The following is a 20,252-nucleotide window of genomic DNA, read 5'->3' on the forward strand; positions in this document are numbered from 1 at the left end:
GTTTGTGCCGGCCTCTTCGCGAGCAGGCTCGCTCCCACAGAGAGGACACATTCCAATGTGGGAGCGAGCCTGCTCGCGAAAGCGCTGGGTCAGTCAACACTTTATTCCAGACAAAAGAAAACCCCCGATAAACCAGCGGTCTATCGGGGGCTTTCCTCAGCAGGCGCCTTTCAGCGCCCACCCGCTCAGCTTATTGGCAAGCTTCGCAATCCGGCTCGTCGATGGCGCAGGCTTTTGGCACTGGCGCAGGGCCGGCTGGCGCAGCCAGGACCGAATCGTCACCGTGGTTGCCGCCAGCGGAGACCGCGTTCAGCTTGCCGGTGTTGATGGTCGACTTCTCGGTGCTGGTGGCGGCCAGGGCACGGAGGTAGTAGGTGGTTTTCAGGCCACGGTACCAGGCCATGCGGTAGGTCACGTCGAGCTTCTTGCCCGAAGCGCCGGCGATGTACAGGTTCAGCGACTGAGCCTGGTCGATCCACTTCTGACGACGGCTGGCGGCGTCGACGATCCACTTGGTGTCCACTTCGAACGCGGTGGCATAGAGCTCTTTGAGTTCCTGCGGGATGCGCTCGATCTGCTGTACCGAACCGTCGTAGTACTTCAGGTCGTTGATCATGACCGAGTCCCACAGGCCGCGAGCCTTGAGGTCGCGAACCAGGTACGGGTTGATCACGGTGAATTCGCCCGACAGGTTCGACTTCACATACAGGTTCTGATAGGTCGGTTCGATCGACTGCGACACGCCGGTGATGTTGGCGATGGTCGCGGTCGGTGCGATGGCCATGATGTTGGAGTTACGAATGCCTTTCTGCACACGGGCGCGAACCGGAGCCCAGTCCAGGGATTCGTTCAGGTCAACATCAATGTATTTCTGGCCGCGCTGGGCGATCAGGATCTGTTGCGAGTCGAGCGGCAGGATGCCCTGGGACCACAGCGAACCCTGGAACGTCTCGTACGAACCGCGCTCGTCGGCCAGGTCGCAGGAAGCCTGGATCGCGTAGTAGCTGACCGCTTCCATGGACTTGTCGGCGAACTCGACCGCAGCGTCCGAACCGTACGGGATGTGCTGCAGGTACAGCGCGTCCTGGAAGCCCATGATGCCGAGGCCGACCGGACGGTGCTTGAAGTTGGAGTTCTTCGCTTGCGGCACCGAGTAGTAGTTGATGTCGATCACGTTGTCGAGCATGCGCACGGCGGTGTTCACGGTGCGTTGCAGCTTGGCGGTGTCCAGCTTGCCGTCGACGATGTGGTTCGGCAGGTTGATCGAGCCCAGGTTGCAGACCGCGATCTCATCCTTGTTGGTGTTCAGGGTGATCTCGGTGCACAGGTTCGAGCTGTGGACCACGCCCACGTGCTGCTGCGGGCTGCGCAGGTTGCACGGATCCTTGAAGGTCAGCCATGGGTGGCCGGTCTCGAACAGCATCGAGAGCATCTTGCGCCACAGGTCTTTGGCCTGGACGACTTTGAACAGCTTGATCTTGTTGTACTCGGTCAGGGCTTCGTAGTACTCGTAGCGCTCTTCGAAGGCCTTGCCGGTCAGGTCGTGCAGGTCCGGCACTTCGGATGGCGAGAACAGGGTCCACTTGCCGTCATCGAAGACGCGCTTCATGAACAGGTCCGGGATCCAGTTGGCGGTGTTCATGTCGTGGGTACGACGACGGTCATCACCGGTGTTCTTGCGCAGCTCGATGAACTCTTCGATGTCCATGTGCCAGGTTTCCAGGTAGGCGCAGACCGCGCCCTTGCGCTTGCCGCCCTGGTTGACCGCAACGGCGGTGTCGTTGACTACTTTGAGGAACGGCACGACGCCCTGGGATTTGCCGTTGGTGCCCTTGATGTACGAGCCCAATGCGCGAACTGGGGTCCAGTCGTTGCCCAGGCCACCGGCGAATTTCGACAACATGGCGTTGTCGTGGATGGCGCCGTAGATGCCCGACAGGTCGTCCGGCACGGTGGTCAGGTAGCAGCTCGACAGTTGTGGACGCAGGGTGCCGGCGTTGAACAGGGTCGGGGTCGACGCCATGTAGTCGAAGGACGACAACAGGTTGTAGAACTCGATGGCACGGTCTTCACGCTGCTTCTCTTCGATCGCCAGGCCCATGGCCACGCGCATGAAGAACACCTGTGGCAGTTCGAAACGCACGCCATCCTTGTGGATGAAGTAACGGTCGTACAGGGTTTGCAGGCCCAGGTAGGTGAACTGCTGGTCGCGCTCGTGGTTGATCGCCTTGCCGAGTTTTTCCAGGTCGAATTCGGCCAGGACCGGGTTCAGCAACTCGTATTCGATACCCTTGGCGACATAGGCCGGCAGGGCCTTGGCGTACAGGTCGGCCATCTCGTGGTGGGTCGCGCTCTCGGCGACTTCCAGGAAGCTCAGGCCTTCGGCGCGCAGGGTGTCCATCAGCAGGCGGGCGGTCACGAACGAGTAGTTCGGCTCGCGTTCCACCAGGGTCCGCGCGGTCATCACCAGCGCGGTGTTGACGTCCTTGAGGGCGACGCCGTCATAGAGGTTCTTCAGGGTTTCGCGCTGGATCAGGTCGCCGTCGACTTCTTCCAGGCCTTCGCAGGCTTCGGTGACGATGGTGTTCAGGCGGCCCATGTCCAGTGGCGCCAGGCTGCCATCGGCGCGGGCGATGCGGATCGAAGGGTGGGCCTGGACCGGTGCGTCGGCCGGCGTGCGGATGGCGCGCTCCTTGGCACGGGAGTCACGGTAGATCACGTAGTCGCGGGCGACTTTCTGCTCGCCGGCACGCATCAGGGCCAGTTCGACCTGGTCCTGGATCTCTTCGATGTGGATGGTGCCGCCCGACGGCATGCGACGCTTGAAGGTCGCGGTGACCTGTTCGGTCAGGCGGGCCACGGTGTCGTGGATTCGCGACGAGGCGGCAGCGGTGCCGCCCTCAACTGCGAGGAACGCTTTGGTGATAGCGACGGTGATCTTGTCATCGGTGTAAGGAACGACAGTCCCGTTACGCTTGATCACGCGCAGCTGGCCAGGCGCGGTGGCGGACAGATCCGGGCTCGAATCGGCGGCCAGCGGCGCGGTGCCCTGCGGGTTCTCGCGAGTTGTGTCGGTGTGCATGGGTGTCTCCACGTTCTCTATGTTTATTTGGGCACCATCACGGTGCCCACCGTTCCGTCCTGAAGCACTACAACCGGCTGGCGCCGGGTATAACAACTTCGGGACAGTAGGAAGCGGGCCAGTGGCGCCGCTTCCATCCGAAGTTCTCGGGTCGCGAGCCTGGGCTCGAAACCGGGTTTGCCAAGGTGGGCAGCAAAGAACTGCAACACCCGTACCGTTCCGGTCGTTTTCGACCTTGGAAACAGCTGCCATCCGCAGGGGCGGTCTGGGTTTGGAAAAATGCGCTGTTGCAGCAAGACAGAGGCAAGAAAAGCGCTTGAATTCTCTATCCGACTTGTGTTTGGTTTTTGGCCTGAAACCCTACATGTAGGGTTTTTTGCGCGGCGGGCTACAAGATAATGCGTTTTGGGGGATGAATCAACGTGCTACCTGTGGATAAGCCTGTGCGTAATTTGTGTGCGAAACGTGGAACTGCTCTGTAGGCCGCGACCTTGCTGGAGCGAGCCTTTTTTCAACGATTTCGAGCGGCCGAAAACAGCTTGGTGTTTTTGCGGGCGCGCACGTTACCACACACATCCGCCTCGACCGAACGCATTTGTCCGCTTGTTTTCCATACAGCCGCCGTTTATACAATCGGCCGGTGCATGAGCGCGATGATCCTCCTTTGATATGACAAAAAGATGGGAGGACGCACATTTTCAAGTGGGCACTGTTGTGGCGAAGGAGCTTGCTCCCGCTGGGCTGCGTAGCGGCCCCGGAATTTTACGGTCGCTGCGCAACCGAGCGGGCGCAAGCTCCCTCGCCACAGGATGAGCGTTCATCCTTTCTTTTTATAGCTACAACAAGACGAGGCCCCTCCGTGGAACAAGAAGCCTGGCAGATATTGATTGTCGAGGATGACCAGCGGCTGGCCGAGCTGACCCGCGAATACCTGGAAAGCAACGGCCTGCGCGTCGCCATCGAGGGCAACGGCGCGGTGGCGGCCCAGCGGATCATCGACGAGCAGCCGGACCTGGTCATTCTCGACCTGATGCTGCCCGGCGAAGATGGCTTGAGCATCTGCCGCAAGGCGCGCGAGCACTACGACGGGCCGATCCTGATGCTCACCGCGCGGGCTGACGACACCGACCAGATCCAGGGCCTGGACCTGGGCGCCGACGACTATGTCTGCAAGCCGGTGCGCCCGCGCGTCCTGTTGGCCCGCATCCAGGCCCTGCTGCGACGCAGCGAGCCGGAGCCGTCCGCGGCACCGAAGCAGCGGCGCCTGGAGTTCGGCCCGTTGGTGGTGGACAACGCTTTGCGCGAAGCCTGGTTGCAGGGCAACGGTATCGAGCTGACCAGCGCCGAATTCGACCTGCTCTGGCTGCTGGTGTCCAACGCCGGGCGCATCCTGTCCCGCGAGGAAATCTTCACCGCCCTGCGCGGCATCGGCTACGACGGCCAGGATCGCTCGATCGACGTGCGTATCTCGCGCATCCGTCCGAAGATCGGCGACGACCCGGAGCATCCTCGATTGATCAAGACCATCCGCAGCAAAGGCTACCTGTTCGTCCCTGAAGCCTGCGTAGACGCGACCCCGTGAACTCCATCTTCCTGCGCATCTATGGCGGCATGTGCGCGGCACTGGTGCTGGTGGCGGTGCTTGGCGTGCTGGCGCTGCACCTGCTCAACCAGACGCGCGGCGAGCAATACCGCGAGCGCCTGGCCCATGGCACGTTTTCCTTGATGGCCGACAACCTGCGGCCGATGAACGACACCGAACGGCGCCGGGCCCTGGCGGTGTGGGAACGTCTGCTGGGCATTCCGCTGGCGTTGCAGACATTCAGCCAGACCGACCTCGACCTGGGCCAGCGCACCCGGGTATTGCGCGGGCAGGTCCTGGTGGAGCAGATCGGGCCGCATGCGGCGAAGGTGTATCGGCTGGTCAGCGATGGCGAGCAGTTGACCCTGGTCGGGGAGGTTCGCCAGATCAGCGAGCAACTGGCCCGGGCAACCATTTACCTGCTGGCCGACGAACTGGTGCGCTATCCGGTGGCCGAGCAACCCGAGCGCTTGGCGCAACTCAAGCAGGAAAAAGGCTTCGGTTTCGACCTGCGCCTGATGACCGTCGAACAGGCGGACATGGACGACGACCAGCGCCGGCGGGTGGCCGAGGGCGACACGGTGATGGCCCTGGGCAAGGGCGCCGACTCGATCCGGGTGTTCGCCGGCATGGTGGGGACGCCGTGGGTGCTGGAAATCGGCCCGCTGTACCAGATGAATCCGTACCCGCCCGAGTGGCTGGTGCTGATTGCCGCGCTCGGATTGAGCCTGATCGGCCTGATCGTCTATCTGCTGGTGCGCCAGCTGGAGCGGCGCCTGCGTGGCCTGGAGTCGGCCGCGACCCAGATCGCCCAGGGCAGTCTGGAGACCCGCGTACCCGCTCGGGGGGCTGACTCGGTCGGGCGCCTGGCCGCAGCGTTCAATGGCATGGCCGAGCACTTGCAGCAACTGCTGGCGATCCAGCGCGAGTTGGTGCGCGCGGTGTCCCATGAACTGCGTACACCGGTGGCGCGCCTGCGCTTCGGCCTGGAAATGCTCGGCAGCGCCAGCACGCCCGAGGCCCGGGACAAGTACTTGGCCGGCATGGATCACGACATCGAAGACCTGGATCGGCTGGTGGACGAGATGCTGACGTATGCGCGGCTGGAGCAAGGGTCGCCGGCGTTGAATTTTCAACGGGTCGACCTGGATGCGCTGGTCAACCAGGTCATCGAAGAACTGGGCCCGTTGCGCGCCGGGATTACCGTAGAGCGCGGCCTGTGCCTGTCCGCCGCCGATTGCGACGGCGCCTGGGTCGAGGCCGAGCCACGCTTTTTACATCGGGCGTTGCAGAATCTGGTGGGCAATGCCATGCGCCACGCCAGATCCCAGGTGACCGTCAGTTACCAGGTCGGCCAGTTGCGCTGTCGGGTCGACGTCGAGGATGACGGCCCGGGCGTACCGGAGGCGGCCTGGGAGCGGGTGTTCAAGCCCTTCCTGCGCCTGGACGACAGCCGCGCACGCGCGTCGGGCGGCCATGGGCTGGGGCTGTCGATTGTGCGGCGGATCATCCACTGGCACGACGGCCGGGCGCTGATCGGCAAGAGCAAGCGCCTGGGCGGGGCGTGTTTCAGCTTGAGCTGGCCGAGGCATCAGGATCGGTCTTGAGAGCGGCGGTGTCCATGCCGGCCTCTTCGCGAGCAGGCTCGCTCCCACATTATGAAATGCGTTCCAGCTGTGGGAGCGAGCCTGCTCGCGAAGGCGGCATCCTGGCCAATACAACTCTCAGGCCTTGACGCCCACCAGGCTCAACAACTGCCCATCCTTCAACTCAAACTGCCCCTGCAGCTCACTGCCATGGCGCCACTCGGTCGACAGATCGGTCAATAACCGCAGCCGCGCTTGTCCGTCGTGGGACCACTCGACTATTTCGGCGTGCTCGAAGTAGAAACGCTGCCCGACGATCGGGTACAGCGCCTTGAACAGGCTTTCTTTCATCGAAAAAGTCAGGGTGACCAGTAATGCGCGGTCATCCTGCGGCGCGGTGGCCATGCGCAGCAGTTCCGCCGGGGTGAGGATTTCAGCGGCCAGGCGCTCGGCGCGTTCGGGGTCGAGGAGGTTTTCCAGATCCATGCCCAGCCCTTGCCAATCCCGCTTTTGCGCGACGATTGCCGCTGCCCGGCCGGTGCTGTGGGTGATCGAGCCGCTGACATGGGCCGGCCACACCGGGGCGCGGTCTTCGCCGATGGCCGGCACGCCGGCATGGCCGTCGAGCCGCAGCAATGCCGCCCGGGCACAGATCCGCCCGGCGAGAAACTCCGCCTGACGCTTGGCTACCGAGCGCCGGATGCTCGCCGGAGGCTCGATGGCGCTGTTGGGGAAATCCTCAGCGACAAGCAACAGCGGATCGAAGCGAGTACTGAGCAGCACCGTATCGGGCAGGGCGTCGGGCAGCAGCCAGTGGTCATCCAGGGGCGAACAGCAGGCGGGCAGGGCAGGGAGTGGGTTCATGCCGGGCATTTTGCCGGGTTGGCTTGCGCCTGGGTAGTGGTGGGGCTGTGAGCGAGGAGGCTTTTGTGGCGAGGGAGCTTGCTCCCGCTGGGCCGCGCTGGCGCTCCAGCGCGAAGCGGCCCTGAAATCTTGCGGTCGCTGCGCAACCGAGCGGGAGCGAGCTCCCTCGCCACGAGGGTTTCAACTGAAAGAGCCGCTGTCAGTTGAAAATCTTCTTGAAGAACTTCTGCATATCCGCCCAGGACTTCTCGTCAGCTTCCTTGTTGTAGGCGATGTCCGGCCCACCATGTTCGCCATGGCTCAGGCGGTCGGCGTCGGGGTTGCTGAAGCCGTGCTTGGCGCCTTCCAGGCTGACAAACTTGTAGTCGGCGCCGGCCTTGTCCATTTCGCTCTTGAACGCGGTGACGTTGTCTTCGGTGACCATGCTGTCCAGCGCGCCGTGTTCCACCAGGATCCTGGCCTTGACGCTGCCGGGGGTGGCCGGCGTGTTGGTGACCAGCGCGCCGTGGAAACTCACCACGCCGGCCAGTGGAACGCCTTGGCGCGCCGCGTCCAGCACCACCTTGCCGCCGAAGCAGTAGCCGATGGCGGCGAGTTTGTCCGGGTCGGTATGCGGTTGTTTCTTCAACAGGTCGAGGCCGGCCTGGAAGCGCGCGCTGGCCGCCTTGCCGTCCTTGAGCGCGGCCTGCATGAAGGCCAGGGCGTCTTTCGGATGCTCGGTGTTCTTGCCGTCGCCGTACATGTCGATGGCCAGGGCGCTGTAGCCCAGGCCGGCGAGGTCACGGGCGCGGCGCTTGGCATAGTCGTTCAGGCCCCACCATTCATGCACCACCACCACGCCGGGGCGCGGGCCTTTGACCGCGTCATCATAGGCGTAATAGCCGATCAGCTTCGTGCCGTCGGCACTGGTGTAGGGAATCTCCTGGGTCTGGATGGCGGCGTGGCTGACGCCGCTCAAGGCCAGAAGTACAACAGCAAGCAACCTGCGCATGATCGATCTCCTTAAAAGTTTGTTGGAACAGACTAGCCGATTCATTCAGCCCAGGTTCAGAGAACGTTCAAGAGGGGTTCAGGGACCCCTGGATATCGTGGCTGCGACTTCACACAACCACCGCATCAAAAGGTACCTGACCATGACTGCTATGAAAAAACTGCTGCTGGCCTTCACCGTGCTGGGCGCCAGCGCCTTGGCCCATGCCGATGACAACTTCGCCGGCCTGACCCTCGGCCAGACCAGCGACAAGGTCAAGAAATCCAATGCCCTGGACAGCGCGCTGAACAACCCCAACGCCGACGGTATCATCGGCAAGGACACCACCTACGGCCTGCGCCTGGGTCGGCAGAATGACCAGGGCCGCTACTACGCCACCTACGACAACGTATCGGGCAGCCACAACGGAATCAAGCTGCGCCAGGAGAACCTGCTGGGCAGCTACGATCTGTTCTATCCGGTGACCGCCAGCACCAAATTGTTCGGAGGTGGCACGGCGGGCCTGACCAAGTTGACCCAGGATTCACCAGGCTTCAGCCGCGACAGCGATATCGGCTATGCCGTTGGCCTGCAAGGCGGCGTGCTGCAGCAGATTTCGCAAAACACCTCGGTGGAACTGGGTTACCGTTACCTGCGCAGCAATGCCAGCACCGAGATGAGCCCGCGCGATGGCGCCAAGGTGGGGTCGCTGGACCTGACCAGCAGCGCCCAGACCTACCTGTCCGCCAACTATACGTTCTAGGCGGCAGGGTAATGATGGGATGCAGCCGGATCGGCGCTTACGATCCGGCGCCTTTGGTTGGAAATTGGTTGTTTGATTCGCCTGGGAGAGGCCCATGAAACTATTGGTTGTCGAAGACGAAGCGTTGTTGCGCCACCATTTGCAAACCCGTCTCACCGACAGCGGCCATGTGGTCCAGGCCGTGGCCAATGCCGAGGAAGCCTTGTACCAGGTCCGCGAATTCAATCACGACCTGGCGGTGATCGACCTGGGCTTGCCGGGCATCAGCGGCCTGGAACTGATTCGCCGGTTGCGCTCGCAGGACAAGACCTTCCCGATCCTGATCCTGACCGCCCGCGGCAACTGGCAGGACAAAGTCGAAGGCCTGGCTGCCGGGGCCGATGACTACGTGGTGAAGCCGTTTCAGTTCGAAGAGCTCGAAGCCCGGCTGAATGCCCTGCTGCGTCGCTCCAGCGGTTTCACCCAATCGACCATCGTGGCCGGTCCGTTGTTGCTCGACCTCAACCGCAAGCAGGCGTCCCTCGGTGACGAGCCGCTGGCCTTGACCGCCTACGAATACCGCATCCTCGAATACTTGATGCGCCATCACCAGCAGGTGGTCGCCAAGGATCGCCTGATGGAGCAGCTTTACCCCGATGACGACGAGCGCGATCCCAATGTGATCGAAGTGCTGGTCGGGCGCCTGCGCCGCAAGCTGGAGGCGCCGGCCGGGTTCAAGCCGATCGATACCGTGCGTGGCCTGGGTTACCTGTTCAACGAGCGCTGCCAGTGATTCGTTCGCTGCGGTTGCGGTTGATGCTGGCCGCGATGACGTTGGCCGTGCTGTTCATGCTGGCGCTGCTGCCGGCGATGCAGGGCGCCTTCAGCCTGGCCTTGCAGGAATCCATCGAGCAGCGCCTGGCTTCGGACGTGACCACGCTGATCTCCGCCGCCCGGGTCGAAAACAATCGCCTGAAGATGCCGGCGCAATTGCCCGATGAGCGCTTCAACCTCGCCGATGCGCGCCTGCTGGGCTACATCTATGATCGCGAAGGCCGGTTGGTCTGGCGTTCGAAGGCGACCCAGGAAGAACACATCAACTACGCGCCGCGCTACGACGGGCTGGGCAACCAGTTTGCGCGCATCCGCGAGGACAACGGCCAGGAGTTCTTCGTCTACGACGTCGAGGTCAAGCTGCTCGGGGGCCAGAGCGCGGCGTTCAGCATCGTCACCCTGCAGCCGGTGCACGATTACGAAATGACGCTGCAAGGCCTGCGAGAAAACCTTTACCTGGGGTTCGGCGCCGCGCTGGCGGTGCTGCTGGCGCTGTTGTGGATCGGCCTGACCTGGGGCTTGCGGGCGCTGCGGCGCCTGAGCCAGGAATTGGACGAAATCGAAACCGGCACCCGCGAAAGCCTCAGCACCGCGCATCCCCGCGAGCTGCTGCGCCTGACCGGCTCGCTCAACCGCCTGCTGCACAGCGAACGTGAGCAGCGCAGCCGTTATCGGGACTCCCTCGATGACTTGGCGCACAGCCTCAAGACTCCCCTGGCGGTGCTGCAAGGCGTCAGCGAGGACATGGCTCGGCGCCCCGAGGATCGTGGGCAGGCCTGGGTGCTGCAAACCCAGATCGAACGCATGAGCCAGCAGATCGGCTACCAGCTGCAGCGTGCCAGCCTGCGCAAAAGCGGCCTGGTGCGCCATCAGGTGCCCTTGCGCCCGGTGTTGCAAAGCCTCTGCGACACCCTCGACAAGGTCTATCGCGACAAGCGCGTGCAGGTCGAATTCGACCTGCCGGAGGATTGCCAGGTGCCGATCGAGCAGGGCGCCTTGCTGGAGATGCTCGGCAACCTGCTGGAAAACGCCTATCGGCTGTGCCTGGGGCACGTGCGGGTGAGCGTGCACCAGACGCTCGGCGGGACGGAGTTGAGCATCGAGGACGACGGACCGGGCGTGCCACCGGACCAGCGTGCGCGGATCCTGCAGCGGGGTGAACGGCTGGATCGCCAGCATCCGGGGCAGGGGATCGGCCTGGCGGTGGTAAAAGACATCATCGAGAGCTATGGCGCCCGGTTGACGCTGGCGGATTCAGAGCTGGGCGGGGCGGCGTTCCGGATTCATTTTCCGGTGGTTTGACTGGAACATTTTCGGTGTGTTTGCCGGCCCCTGTGGCGAGGGGATTTATCCCCGCTGGGCTGCGCAGCAGCCCCCAAACAGACAACTCGGTGTGTCAGGTAGATTGAGTACATTGCTTTAGGGCTGCTGCGCAGCCCAACGGGGATAAATCCCCTCGCCACAGGGGCAGCACATCCGATGTCACCACTCAACTCTCCTGCTCCCGATAAGCCCCCGGCGTCACCCCCGTCCACTTCTTGAACGCCCGATGAAACGCCGACGGTTCGGAGAACCCCAGCTGTTCGGCGATCTGCTGCAACGACAGGTCCGCGCGGCCCAGGTGGTAGATGGCGATATCCCGCCGCAACTGATCCTTGAGCTCCTGGAAGCTGGTGCCTTCCTCGCGCAGATGCCGGCGCAGGGTCTGCGAGCTGATATGCAGATGCGCCGCGACCGTGTCCAGGTCCGGCCAGCGCGCCGTGTCGCGGCTGAGCAGGCGCCGCAATTGGCTGGTGAGGCTGTGGCCATCGTCCGGGCGCGAGAGCAGGTCGGCGGGGGAGCGTTCGAGAAAGTGCTTGAGGGTTCGCTCGTCCTGGAGCAACGGCATTTCCAGGTAGCGGGCATGGAATAACAGGCTGCTGCTTCGCGCCTCGAAGACCAAGGGGCAGGGGAACAGCAAGTCGTACTCCGCGCCGTGGCCTGGCCTGGCATAGCTGAACGTCGCTTGTTCCAGGCCGATCCGCTGGCCGATCAGCCAACTGCCGAGGCGATGCCAGATGACCAGCAGGCTTTCGGCCAGGAAGTGGTCGGGATCACACAGTGTCGACTCGTCCAGGCTCAGCCTTACCCGGTCGCCTTCAGCTTCGAGGGTCAGGCTCGGGGCGTCGGGGAACAGGCTGTAGAACAACAGGCCGCGTTGCAGCGCCTTGCCCAGCGTCCGACAGTGGATCAACGTGTGGCACATCATGGCGAACGTCCCGGGTTTACTCGGTGCCCGGCCAAAGCCCAGGTATTCGTCCGCCAATGCGACCCACAGCGCCTGCAACAGGCGGGCGAATTGCTCGGGGGCAATTCGCGCGCGCGGCTCGTCCAGCAGCTCCGGGCTGATCCCCAGTTGTTGCAGCAGGGGAACGTAGTCGAACCCCTGCCGACGCGCGCCACCCAGGGCGGCGCGGGCGAAGTGGCTGGCGATGGTGCGTTGGCGCATGGCACAAATCCGTCCGTTGAGCGGACGAATGGTAACAGGGCGTCGGGGCTCGACAAGGCGGATATCCGCCAAATCCAGGAACGTGACGCGGGAGGTTGGCGGAAAACCGCCAAGTTTGGGCGTGCGTTTAATTTCCAGGTAAGAAGCAAACGCCGTCTGCCCCGGCACTTGTAGGACGTTTCGTAAAAATGGCACGGGCCTTGCGATGCCATACACAGGTCTGCCGCGTGCAGCCGACAAAAAACAAATCCCTCCAGTGCAGGAGGGTTCGCAATTGAGGTGTCGTGGACAACAGGTGGATGTTGTCACACGGGACTCTTGAGGAAGGTTTGCCATGACGACTCGTCAGCCACTGTACAAATCCCTGTATTTCCAGGTGATCGTAGCCATTGCCATCGGCATTCTGCTCGGCCACTTCTACCCGCAGACCGGCGTTGCCCTCAAGCCGTTCGGTGACGGGTTCATCAAACTGATCAAGATGGTCATCGCCCCGATCATTTTCTGTACCGTCGTCAGCGGCATCGGCGGCATGCAGAACATGAAATCGGTCGGCAAGACCGGCGGCTATGCACTGCTCTATTTCGAAATCGTTTCCACCATTGCCCTGCTGATCGGCCTGGTCGTGGTCAACGTCGTGCAACCGGGCAACGGCATGCACATCGACGTGTCGACCCTGGACACCAGCAAGATCGCCGGCTTCATCAATGCCGGTAAAGACCAGAGCATCGTTGCCTTCATCCTCAACGTGATCCCGAACACCATCGTCGGCGCCTTCGCCAACGGCGACATCCTGCAAGTGCTGATGTTCTCGGTGCTCTTCGGTTTCGCCCTGCATCGCCTGGGTGCCTACGGCAAGCCGGTGCTGGACTTCATCGATCGCTTCGCTCACGTCATGTTCATCATCATCAACATGATCATGAAGCTCGCGCCGATCGGTGCGTTCGGTGCCATGGCCTTCACCATCGGCGCCTACGGTGTCGGTTCGCTGGTGCAACTGGGCCAGCTGATGATCTGCTTCTACATCACCTGCGTAGTGTTCGTGCTGGTGGTGCTGGGCGCCATCTGTCGCGCCCACGGTTTCAGCGTGATCAAGCTGATCCGCTACATCCGTGAAGAATTGCTGATCGTGCTGGGCACCTCCTCGTCGGAATCGGCCTTGCCACGCATGCTGATCAAGATGGAGCGCCTGGGTGCCAAGAAGTCCGTGGTGGGCCTGGTGATCCCGACTGGCTACTCGTTCAACCTCGACGGTACTTCGATCTACCTGACCATGGCCGCGGTGTTCATCGCCCAGGCCACCGACACCCCGATGGACATCACGCATCAGATCACTCTGTTGCTGGTCCTGCTGCTGTCTTCCAAAGGTGCTGCCGGCGTAACCGGTAGCGGCTTCATCGTGCTGGCGGCCACCCTGTCGGCCGTGGGCCACCTGCCGGTTGCCGGTCTGGCGCTGATCCTCGGCATCGACCGCTTCATGTCCGAAGCTCGCGCGCTGACCAACCTGGTCGGTAACGCCGTTGCCACCATCGTGGTTGCCAAGTGGGTCAAGGAACTGGACGAAGACCAGTTGCAGACCGAGCTGGCTTCCGGTGGTCGCGGTATCTCCGATGTGCGTGAAGATGACGAGCAGATCGCGCAAGCGCAGATTGTCGCGGCTGAATCCGCTGCTCCAGGCGCTGTGAAGTAAGCTTCAGGCTGCAATGAAAAACCCGCTTCGGCGGGTTTTTTCATGTGCTCGATTTTTGCCGCTTGGCATGCCTTTGTGGTGAGGGGATTTATCCCCGCTGGGTTGCGCAGCAACCCCCTACGTCCGATCTGAACACGCTAGGTGGCAGATGAATCTGGGGCCGCTTCGCAGCCCAACGGGGATAAATCCCCTCGCCACAAGGTTTCGCCTCAGTCATGAGCGGATTTGTCAGCCCGAACGACGCGCCCGGTAATTGCCCCATCGCCAGCCCCTGCCTAGGCTTGAACACACCATTCAAGCGGAGATCGCTCATGCAAGGCCCACTGGCATCGCTCAAGGTTCTGGATTTTTCCACCCTGCTGCCCGGCCCGTTCGCCTCGTTGTTGCTGGCGGACATGGGGGCCGAGGTGTTGCGCATCGAATCGCCGGAGCGTCCTGACCTGCTGCGGATATTGCCGCCCCATGACCAGGGCACCTCGGCCAGCCATGCCTACCTCAACCGCAACAAGCGCAGCCTGGCCCTGGACCTCAAGCAGCCGGCGGCACTGGAGATCATCAAGCGGTTGCTGGACGACCATGACATTTTGCTGGAGCAGTTCCGCCCCGGCGTGATGGAGCGGCTGGGCCTGGGTTACGAAGCCTTGAAGGCGATCAATCCCCGGCTGATCTACGTGTCGATCAGCGGTTATGGCCAGACCGGCCCGTTCAAGGATCGCGCCGGCCATGACATCAACTACCTGGCCCTGGCCGGGCTGGCGAGCCACACCGGCCGGGCCGACAGCGGTCCGCTGCCGCTGGGCATCCAGGCGGCGGACATTGCCGGCGGTTCGCTGCACGGGGTGATCGGCCTGCTGGCGGCGGTCATTGCCCGCCAGCAGAGCGGGCAGGGCCAGCACCTGGACGTGAGCATGACCGACTGCGTCTTCAGCCTGAACGCACTGGCCGGCGCCGGTTACCTGGCCTGCGGGGTGAAACCGGGTTGGGAAAACCATGCGCTCAACGGTGGCAGTTTTTATGATTACTACCGCACGCGGGATGGCCGCTGGATGTCGGTGGGCAGTCTCGAGCCAGGGTTCATGCAGGCATTGTGCGCGGCCCTGGGGCGGCCGGAGCTCGCCGCCCAAGGCCTGGCGCCCGAGCAACAGCAGCGGCTCAAAGAGCAATTGCGCTCCGAATTCGAGAAGCGCGATTTTGCTGACCTTTGCGCGTTATTCGCCGAGGTGGATGCCTGCGTCGAACCGGTGCTGGAGCTGGACGAAGCGCTTGAGCATCCGCAATTGAAGGCCAGGCATCTGGTCACCCAGGTGCCCCGCGGCGACGGATCGAGCCAGGCGCAGATGGCGTGCCCGTTGAAGTTTTCCGCAGGTTTGCCCGAGCCTCGGCATATAGGCGCGAGGCTGGGGGCGCATACGGAGCAGGTGTTGCGGGAGTTGGGGTTCAGAGATGAGCAGATTGCCCGGCTGCGGGATGACAGGGTGGTTGTGTAGTGTTCTTTCGGGCCTCATCGCGAGCAAGCTCGCTCCCACACTGGATCTGCGGCGTTCACAAAATCCCCTGTGGGAGCGAGCTTGCTCGCGATGAGGCCGGCCAAGACACGACTAATCCAGGCTACTCGACCCGCGTCTCCCCGCTGAACACCAACGTACTGCGACAACTTCGGCACAAGTACCGCCGCCCTTGGCGCACCAGGCTATGGCGCTGTGCGGTGAACGGAAAGTCGCTGCCGTCGCACGGGCACTTGTAGATGTAGCGGGTGGCGGTGCGGCGTTTTATCTCGTAGCTGTGGCAACGGTTGGGCGGCAGTTCGTAGACCCCGCGCATGATCAGTTGCCATTCCTCGCCATGGGCCTGGATGCGGTCGCCAAACAACTGATGGGCGATCAGGTGCGCGACTTCGTGGGCAACGGTCTGCTTGAGGAAGTCGTCGGCGTTTTCCCGGTACAGCTGGGGATTGAAACGCAGCAGGTTTTCATGAAGGTGCGCGACACCGGCCTTCTGGCCGCGCAACTTGAGGCTGACCACCGGGCGTTTGAAAGGACGTTTGAAAAAGGATTCAGCTTGTTGGTAACACTCTTCGACGCGGGTATTGAGTTGCTCGAGCATGCTTTACGGGTCTCCAGAAAGCCGAGTATGCCGCAAGCGCTGGCCGTTGCGAATCGCCCAGCTGCCCAGCGGTCGTTTCGCCGGCCCCAGGCACAGGAAGGCCGCCTTGCGGCGGCCTGTGTTGGCAGATCGTCTTTTTTCTCGGAGGGCTTGTGCAAGCCTTCAGTTGGTATAGACCGGACCCACGCCTAATCCCCAGACAATGACCGTGAACGCCATGATGGCAACCAGCACGACCAGGCCGACGGCCAGCACCGAGCTGGAAAACAGGAAGCCTTCGTCCTGCGGGATGTTCATGAACGTCGGCAAACCCACGTACAGCAGGTAGACCGTGTAGCAGATCGCCGCGGTGCCGACGATCATCCCCAGCCACATGTGCGGGTAGAGCGCCGCCAACCCGCCGATGAACAACGGCGTCGCGGTGTAGGTAGCGAACGCGACACAACGGGCCAGGCTCGGGTTGGCGTCATAGGTGCGGGCCATCCAGTGGATGAACGCGCCCATCACCGCCACGCCGCCCAACATCGCGAGGTACGACATGATGGTCATCCACAGCGCGCTTTCCAGGGTGAGCATGACCGGTGGACGATTGCCGATGACCCATCCCACCTGCGTGGTGCCGATGAACGCCGACACCGCCGGGATAGCCGCGAGGATCAGCGTGTGGGTGAGGTACATGTGGCTGATGCTTTCCTCCTGATCGCCACGGATTTCCTTCCATTCTTGATCAGGGTGGGTAAAGAGCCCCACGACATGATGGATCATAGCCAGTCACTCCTTTGTTATTGCCATCGCCCCCCAACGGAGCGCCTACGGGCCAAAGGGCCGGGTAAGTAAAGGTCTGTAAGTGTGTGCGACCTTATGCCGCAGTATAGAAAGGAGTGACCGCCAAGGGGATGGGCGGCTTAGAGCAAATCGCGCTGTTCGCCGTGTTGCTAATCGCCGATGGGTCTGTGACCCTTGCGTCTGGCTGACAGGGATTTACTTGTGGTGAGGGGATTTATCCCCGCTGGGCTGCGCAGCAGCCCCTTCTATCAGGTCTGGCACAGTACGGTGTACAGGCGGATTAGGGGGCGCTTCGCACCCCAGCGGGGATAAATCCCCTCGCCACAATAGCGTCCGTCATCAGTCTTCGCCGAAGGCGGATTTTTTGCGTAAAATGCCGGCCTTTCGTCACACCTCACGGATTTCGCGTCATGGGCACTCTCACGGTCAACCAGAACAAACTGCAAAAGCGCCTGCGCCGCCTGGCCGGTGAGGCCGTCGCCGATTTCAACATGATCGAGGATGGCGACAAGGTCATGGTCTGCCTGTCCGGCGGCAAGGACAGCTACACCTTGCTCGACGTGCTGATGCATTTGCAGAAGGTTGCCCCGATCAAGTTCGACATCGTTGCCGTGAACATGGACCAGAAGCAGCCGGGCTTTCCCGAGCACGTGCTGCCGGCCTACCTCGAATCGTTGGGCGTTGAATATCACATCGTCGAGAAAGACACCTATTCGGTGGTCAAGGAACTGATCCCCGAAGGCAAGACCACCTGCTCGCTGTGCTCGCGCCTGCGCCGCGGAACGCTCTATACCTTCGCTGACCAGATCGGCGCGACCAAGATGGCCCTGGGTCACCACCGCGACGACATCGTCGAGACCTTCTTCCTCAACATGTTCTACAACGGCTCGCTCAAGGCCATGCCGCCCAAGCTGCGCGCCGACGATGGGCGCAACGTGGTGATCCGTCCGCTGGCCTATTGCAGCGAGAAGGACATCCAGGCCTATTCGGATTTCAAGCAGTTCCCGATCATTCCCTGCAACCTGTGCGGTTCCCAGGAAAACCTGCAGCGCCAAGTGGTCAAGGAGATGCTCCAGGAATGGGAGCGCAAGACCCCGGGCCGCACCGAGAGCATTTTCCGGGGCCTGCAGAACGTCATTCCGTCGCAACTGGCGGACCGCAACCTGTTCGACTTCGCCAACCTGCGCATCGACGAAAGCGCCACGCCGCGGTTCGTCAATGTGGTGAATCTCTGACGCTACCGACAGCTTGCATTCACGGCGCTTGCAAGCGCCGTTTTCATTTCAACCCCAGGAGAGGGCATGCGCGATTACAAGTGGCTGCACGAGTATTGTCTGAACCGCTTCGGTTCGGCGGCTGAATTGGAAGCCCACCTGCCTGTACCCAAGACCCCGGCGCAACTGCGCAAGATCAGCGATGATCGCTACCTCTCGACCATGGCGCTGCGAGTGTTTCGCGCCGGGCTCAAGCACAGCCTGGTCGATGCGAAATGGCCGGCGTTCGAAGAGGTGTTTTTCAGGTTCGACCCGGAAAAGGTCGTGCTGATGAGCGCCGAGCACCTGGAGCGGCTGATGCAGGATGCGCGGATCATCCGCCACCTGGGCAAGCTCAAGAGCGTGCCGCGCAACGCGCAGCTGGTGCTGGATGTGGCCCATGAAAAGGGCAGCTTCGGTGCGATGATCGCCGATTGGCCGGTGACCGATATCGTCGGCTTGTGGACCTACCTGAAAAAACACGGCCATCAGTTGGGCGGCCTGTCGGCGCCGCGTTTCCTGCGGATGATGGGCAAGGATACGTTCGTGCCCAGCTATGACGTCGTGGCGGCGCTCAATGCCCAGGACCTCATCGATAAAGTCCCGTCCAGCCAGCGGGACCTGGCGACGGTGCAGAATGCGTTCAACCAGTGGCATGAAGAGAGTGGCGGGCGGCCGCTGAGCCAGATCTCGATGATGCTGGCTTATACCGTGAATCATTGAAACCGCGTCGCTCCTTTCGCGAGCAGGCTCGCTCCCACACTGGATCTGTGGTGTTCACAAATCCCCCTGTGGGAGCGAGCCTGCTCGCGAAGGCGGTTTATCAGGCGACGGAGATCTCGCCTTCGCCGGCCAACCGCCGGTTCAACTGGAACCGCCAGCGCACATACAGCAACGCCGAGCAGAACAGTGCCACGCTCGCCGCCATCTCCAGCAGGCCGAATAATTGCCGGTTCGGATCGTAGGCCGCCAGCGCGCCCTTGATGAAATACAGGTTCACCACGAAGCACATCCATGAATGCCCGCGCGCGCTGCCGCTGAGCATGCCTGGCGCGAGTATCAGCAGTGGCACCAGTTCGATCAGCAGAATCACCCAGGGGCGCGCGCCGTGCAGGTCGGCGATCAGCAGGTAATACCCGCTGAGCAGCCCCACCAGGCCGAAAAAGCACAACAGGCTGAGGTTACGGGCGATGTGCACACGCGGCTCCAGCCACTCGACCGGCGGCAGGATCTTCGGCTTCTTAGCCACGGCCGTTCTCCAGCAACAAAGCGGTTTTTGCCAGGCGCAGGCCCAAGGCGCGGCACAGGGCGACTTCGTGTTCATTCAGGCCGCTTTTACCGTCGGCGCCGGCGTGGTGGCTCGGGCCGTAGGGTGTGCCGCCGCCCTGGGTGTCGATCAGGGCCGACTCGCTGTAGGGCAGGCCGGTGATCAGCATGCCGTGGTGCAGCAGTGGCAGCATCATCGACAACAGTGTGGTTTCCTGGCCGCCATGCAGGCTCGCGGTGGAGGTGAACACCCCGGCCGGCTTACCCACCAGGGCGCCGGTCAGCCACAGGTTGCTGGTGCCGTCGAGGAAGTATTTGAGCGGCGCGGCCATGTTGCCGAAGCGGGTCGGACTGCCCAGGGCCAAGCCGGCGCAGTTCTTCAGATCATCGAGGCTGGCGTAGAGCGGGCCCTGTTCGGGGATATCCGGCGCCACCGCCTCGCACTCGGTGGAGATCGCCGGCACCGTGCGTAGCCTGGCTTCCAGCCCGGCCTGCTCGACGCCGCGAGCGATCTGGCGGGCCATTTCGTTGGTAGAGCCACTGCGGCTGTAATACAGCACCAGGATATAGGGCGTGGTCACGGCAGGATCTCCAGGATTTTCTCCGGTGGGCGGCCGATCACCGCTTTGTCGCCGGCTTCGAGAATCGGCCGTTCCATCAGTTTCGGGTGGGCGGCGATGGCGGCGATCAACTGCGCCTGGCTCAAGCTTTCGTCAGCCAGGTTCAGGGTCTTGTATTCATCTTCGCCGGTGCGCAACAACTGGCGTGCATCGATGCCGAGCTTGCCCAGCAGCCGCTCCAGCTGCGCAGCGTCCAGCGGGGTTTCGAGGTATCGGACCACGGTTGGCGCCAGGCCACGGGCTTGCAACAGTTCCAGCGCACCGCGGGATTTCGAGCAGCGCGGGTTGTGATAAAGCGTCAGATCAGTCATGAGCGGGTCGCATCTTGCGTAAGGTGGCGGCTATTCTACTGTGCTGCGAGGCCCCTAGCACCTGATGGGTCGCGCAGC

At 62.6% G+C, this 20,252-nt stretch carries 18 protein-coding genes; 9 read left to right on the forward strand and 9 right to left on the reverse strand.

Annotated elements, in window-relative coordinates; genetic code table 11:
- Window positions 1-190: 190 nt before the first annotated feature.
- Window positions 191-3,082 (reverse strand): ribonucleoside-diphosphate reductase subunit alpha, encoded by a 2,892-nt coding sequence (locus tag PSH78_RS07045; protein ID WP_305499377.1) that lies wholly within the window; start codon window positions 3,080-3,082, stop codon window positions 191-193.
- Window positions 3,083-3,941: 859 nt separating this feature from the next.
- Between PSH78_RS07045 and PSH78_RS07050 the strand changes: the two genes are divergently transcribed.
- Together PSH78_RS07050 and PSH78_RS07055 are read left to right on the forward strand one after the other, a co-directional pair.
- On the forward strand, window positions 3,942-4,664 hold the full coding sequence (locus PSH78_RS07050) for a response regulator transcription factor (protein WP_305499379.1): 723 nt from the start codon (window positions 3,942-3,944) through the stop codon (window positions 4,662-4,664).
- Window positions 4,661-6,271, forward strand: a complete 1,611-nt coding sequence (locus tag PSH78_RS07055; protein WP_305499381.1) for an ATP-binding protein — start codon at window positions 4,661-4,663, stop codon at window positions 6,269-6,271. The genes PSH78_RS07050 and PSH78_RS07055 overlap by 4 nt, the downstream gene beginning before the upstream one ends.
- 117 nt (window positions 6,272-6,388) lie before the next feature.
- Here PSH78_RS07055 and PSH78_RS07060 read toward each other — a convergent pair whose 3' ends face one another.
- The gene (locus tag PSH78_RS07060; RefSeq protein ID WP_305499383.1) at window positions 6,389-7,114 is read right to left on the reverse strand and encodes a 4'-phosphopantetheinyl transferase; all 726 of its coding nucleotides are present in this window, start codon (window positions 7,112-7,114) and stop codon (window positions 6,389-6,391) included.
- Window positions 7,115-7,313: 199 nt separating this feature from the next.
- A complete protein-coding gene (locus tag PSH78_RS07065) occupies window positions 7,314-8,105 on the reverse strand; it encodes a dienelactone hydrolase family protein (RefSeq protein WP_305499385.1) in 792 nt (263 codons plus the stop codon).
- A 142-nt stretch (window positions 8,106-8,247) separates the two neighbouring features.
- Here PSH78_RS07065 and PSH78_RS07070 point away from each other — a divergent pair, with 142 nt between their 5' ends.
- The 3 genes from PSH78_RS07070 to PSH78_RS07080 all read left to right on the forward strand — a co-directional run bounded on the left by PSH78_RS07070 (window position 8,248) and on the right by PSH78_RS07080 (window position 10,962).
- Window positions 8,248-8,847 carry a hypothetical protein gene (locus PSH78_RS07070; RefSeq protein WP_305499387.1) on the forward strand — a complete coding sequence of 200 codons (600 nt, stop codon included), beginning with the start codon at window positions 8,248-8,250 and terminating at the stop codon, window positions 8,845-8,847.
- Window positions 8,848-8,941: 94 nt separating this feature from the next.
- Window positions 8,942-9,619 carry a response regulator gene (locus PSH78_RS07075; RefSeq protein ID WP_025215075.1) on the forward strand — a complete coding sequence of 226 codons (678 nt, stop codon included), beginning with the start codon at window positions 8,942-8,944 and terminating at the stop codon, window positions 9,617-9,619.
- The gene (locus PSH78_RS07080; protein ID WP_305499389.1) at window positions 9,616-10,962 is read left to right on the forward strand and encodes an ATP-binding protein; all 1,347 of its coding nucleotides are present in this window, start codon (window positions 9,616-9,618) and stop codon (window positions 10,960-10,962) included. The genes PSH78_RS07075 and PSH78_RS07080 overlap by 4 nt, the downstream gene beginning before the upstream one ends.
- Window positions 10,963-11,149: 187 nt before the next feature.
- Here PSH78_RS07080 and PSH78_RS07085 read toward each other — a convergent pair whose 3' ends face one another.
- Complete coding sequence (locus PSH78_RS07085; RefSeq protein ID WP_305499390.1) at window positions 11,150-12,148, reverse strand: AraC family transcriptional regulator; 999 nt, start codon at window positions 12,146-12,148, stop codon at window positions 11,150-11,152.
- 334 nt (window positions 12,149-12,482) lie between these two features.
- Here PSH78_RS07085 and PSH78_RS07090 point away from each other — a divergent pair, with 334 nt between their 5' ends.
- Window positions 12,483-13,835 (forward strand): dicarboxylate/amino acid:cation symporter, encoded by a 1,353-nt coding sequence (locus PSH78_RS07090; protein ID WP_305499392.1) that lies wholly within the window; start codon window positions 12,483-12,485, stop codon window positions 13,833-13,835.
- 311 nt (window positions 13,836-14,146) lie between these two features.
- Complete coding sequence (locus PSH78_RS07095; protein ID WP_305499394.1) at window positions 14,147-15,322, forward strand: CaiB/BaiF CoA-transferase family protein; 1,176 nt, start codon at window positions 14,147-14,149, stop codon at window positions 15,320-15,322.
- 121 nt (window positions 15,323-15,443) lie between these two features.
- Here the strand turns inward: PSH78_RS07095 and PSH78_RS07100 are convergent, their stop codons facing one another.
- Window positions 15,444-15,938 carry a SprT family zinc-dependent metalloprotease gene (locus tag PSH78_RS07100; protein ID WP_305499395.1) on the reverse strand — a complete coding sequence of 165 codons (495 nt, stop codon included), beginning with the start codon at window positions 15,936-15,938 and terminating at the stop codon, window positions 15,444-15,446.
- A 162-nt stretch (window positions 15,939-16,100) separates the two neighbouring features.
- A complete protein-coding gene (locus tag PSH78_RS07105) occupies window positions 16,101-16,703 on the reverse strand; it encodes a Yip1 family protein (RefSeq protein WP_305499396.1) in 603 nt (200 codons plus the stop codon).
- Between the two features lie 431 nt (window positions 16,704-17,134).
- Here PSH78_RS07105 and ttcA point away from each other — a divergent pair, with 431 nt between their 5' ends.
- Together ttcA and PSH78_RS07115 are read left to right on the forward strand one after the other, a co-directional pair.
- Window positions 17,135-17,959 (forward strand): tRNA 2-thiocytidine(32) synthetase TtcA, encoded by an 825-nt coding sequence (ttcA, locus tag PSH78_RS07110; protein WP_305499398.1) that lies wholly within the window; start codon window positions 17,135-17,137, stop codon window positions 17,957-17,959.
- Between the two features lie 66 nt (window positions 17,960-18,025).
- Window positions 18,026-18,700 (forward strand): DNA-3-methyladenine glycosylase I, encoded by a 675-nt coding sequence (locus tag PSH78_RS07115; RefSeq protein WP_305499399.1) that lies wholly within the window; start codon window positions 18,026-18,028, stop codon window positions 18,698-18,700.
- A 100-nt stretch (window positions 18,701-18,800) separates the two neighbouring features.
- Here PSH78_RS07115 and PSH78_RS07120 read toward each other — a convergent pair whose 3' ends face one another.
- Genes PSH78_RS07120 through arsC form a run of 3 tightly spaced genes read right to left on the reverse strand, consistent with a single transcriptional unit; the run spans window position 18,801 to window position 20,174 of the window.
- Complete coding sequence (locus tag PSH78_RS07120; RefSeq protein WP_305499401.1) at window positions 18,801-19,226, reverse strand: DUF2069 domain-containing protein; 426 nt, start codon at window positions 19,224-19,226, stop codon at window positions 18,801-18,803.
- Window positions 19,219-19,824, reverse strand: a complete 606-nt coding sequence (gene wrbA / locus PSH78_RS07125) for an NAD(P)H:quinone oxidoreductase (RefSeq protein ID WP_305499403.1) — start codon at window positions 19,822-19,824, stop codon at window positions 19,219-19,221. Before wrbA ends, PSH78_RS07120 begins: the two co-directional genes overlap by 8 nt.
- On the reverse strand, window positions 19,821-20,174 hold the full coding sequence (gene arsC / locus PSH78_RS07130) for an arsenate reductase (glutaredoxin) (protein ID WP_305499404.1): 354 nt from the start codon (window positions 20,172-20,174) through the stop codon (window positions 19,821-19,823). Before arsC ends, wrbA begins: the two co-directional genes overlap by 4 nt.
- Window positions 20,175-20,252 lie beyond the last annotated feature (78 nt).

It is taken from the genome of Pseudomonas sp. FP198, assembly GCF_030687895.1.
Taxonomy (GTDB): domain Bacteria; phylum Pseudomonadota; class Gammaproteobacteria; order Pseudomonadales; family Pseudomonadaceae; genus Aquipseudomonas.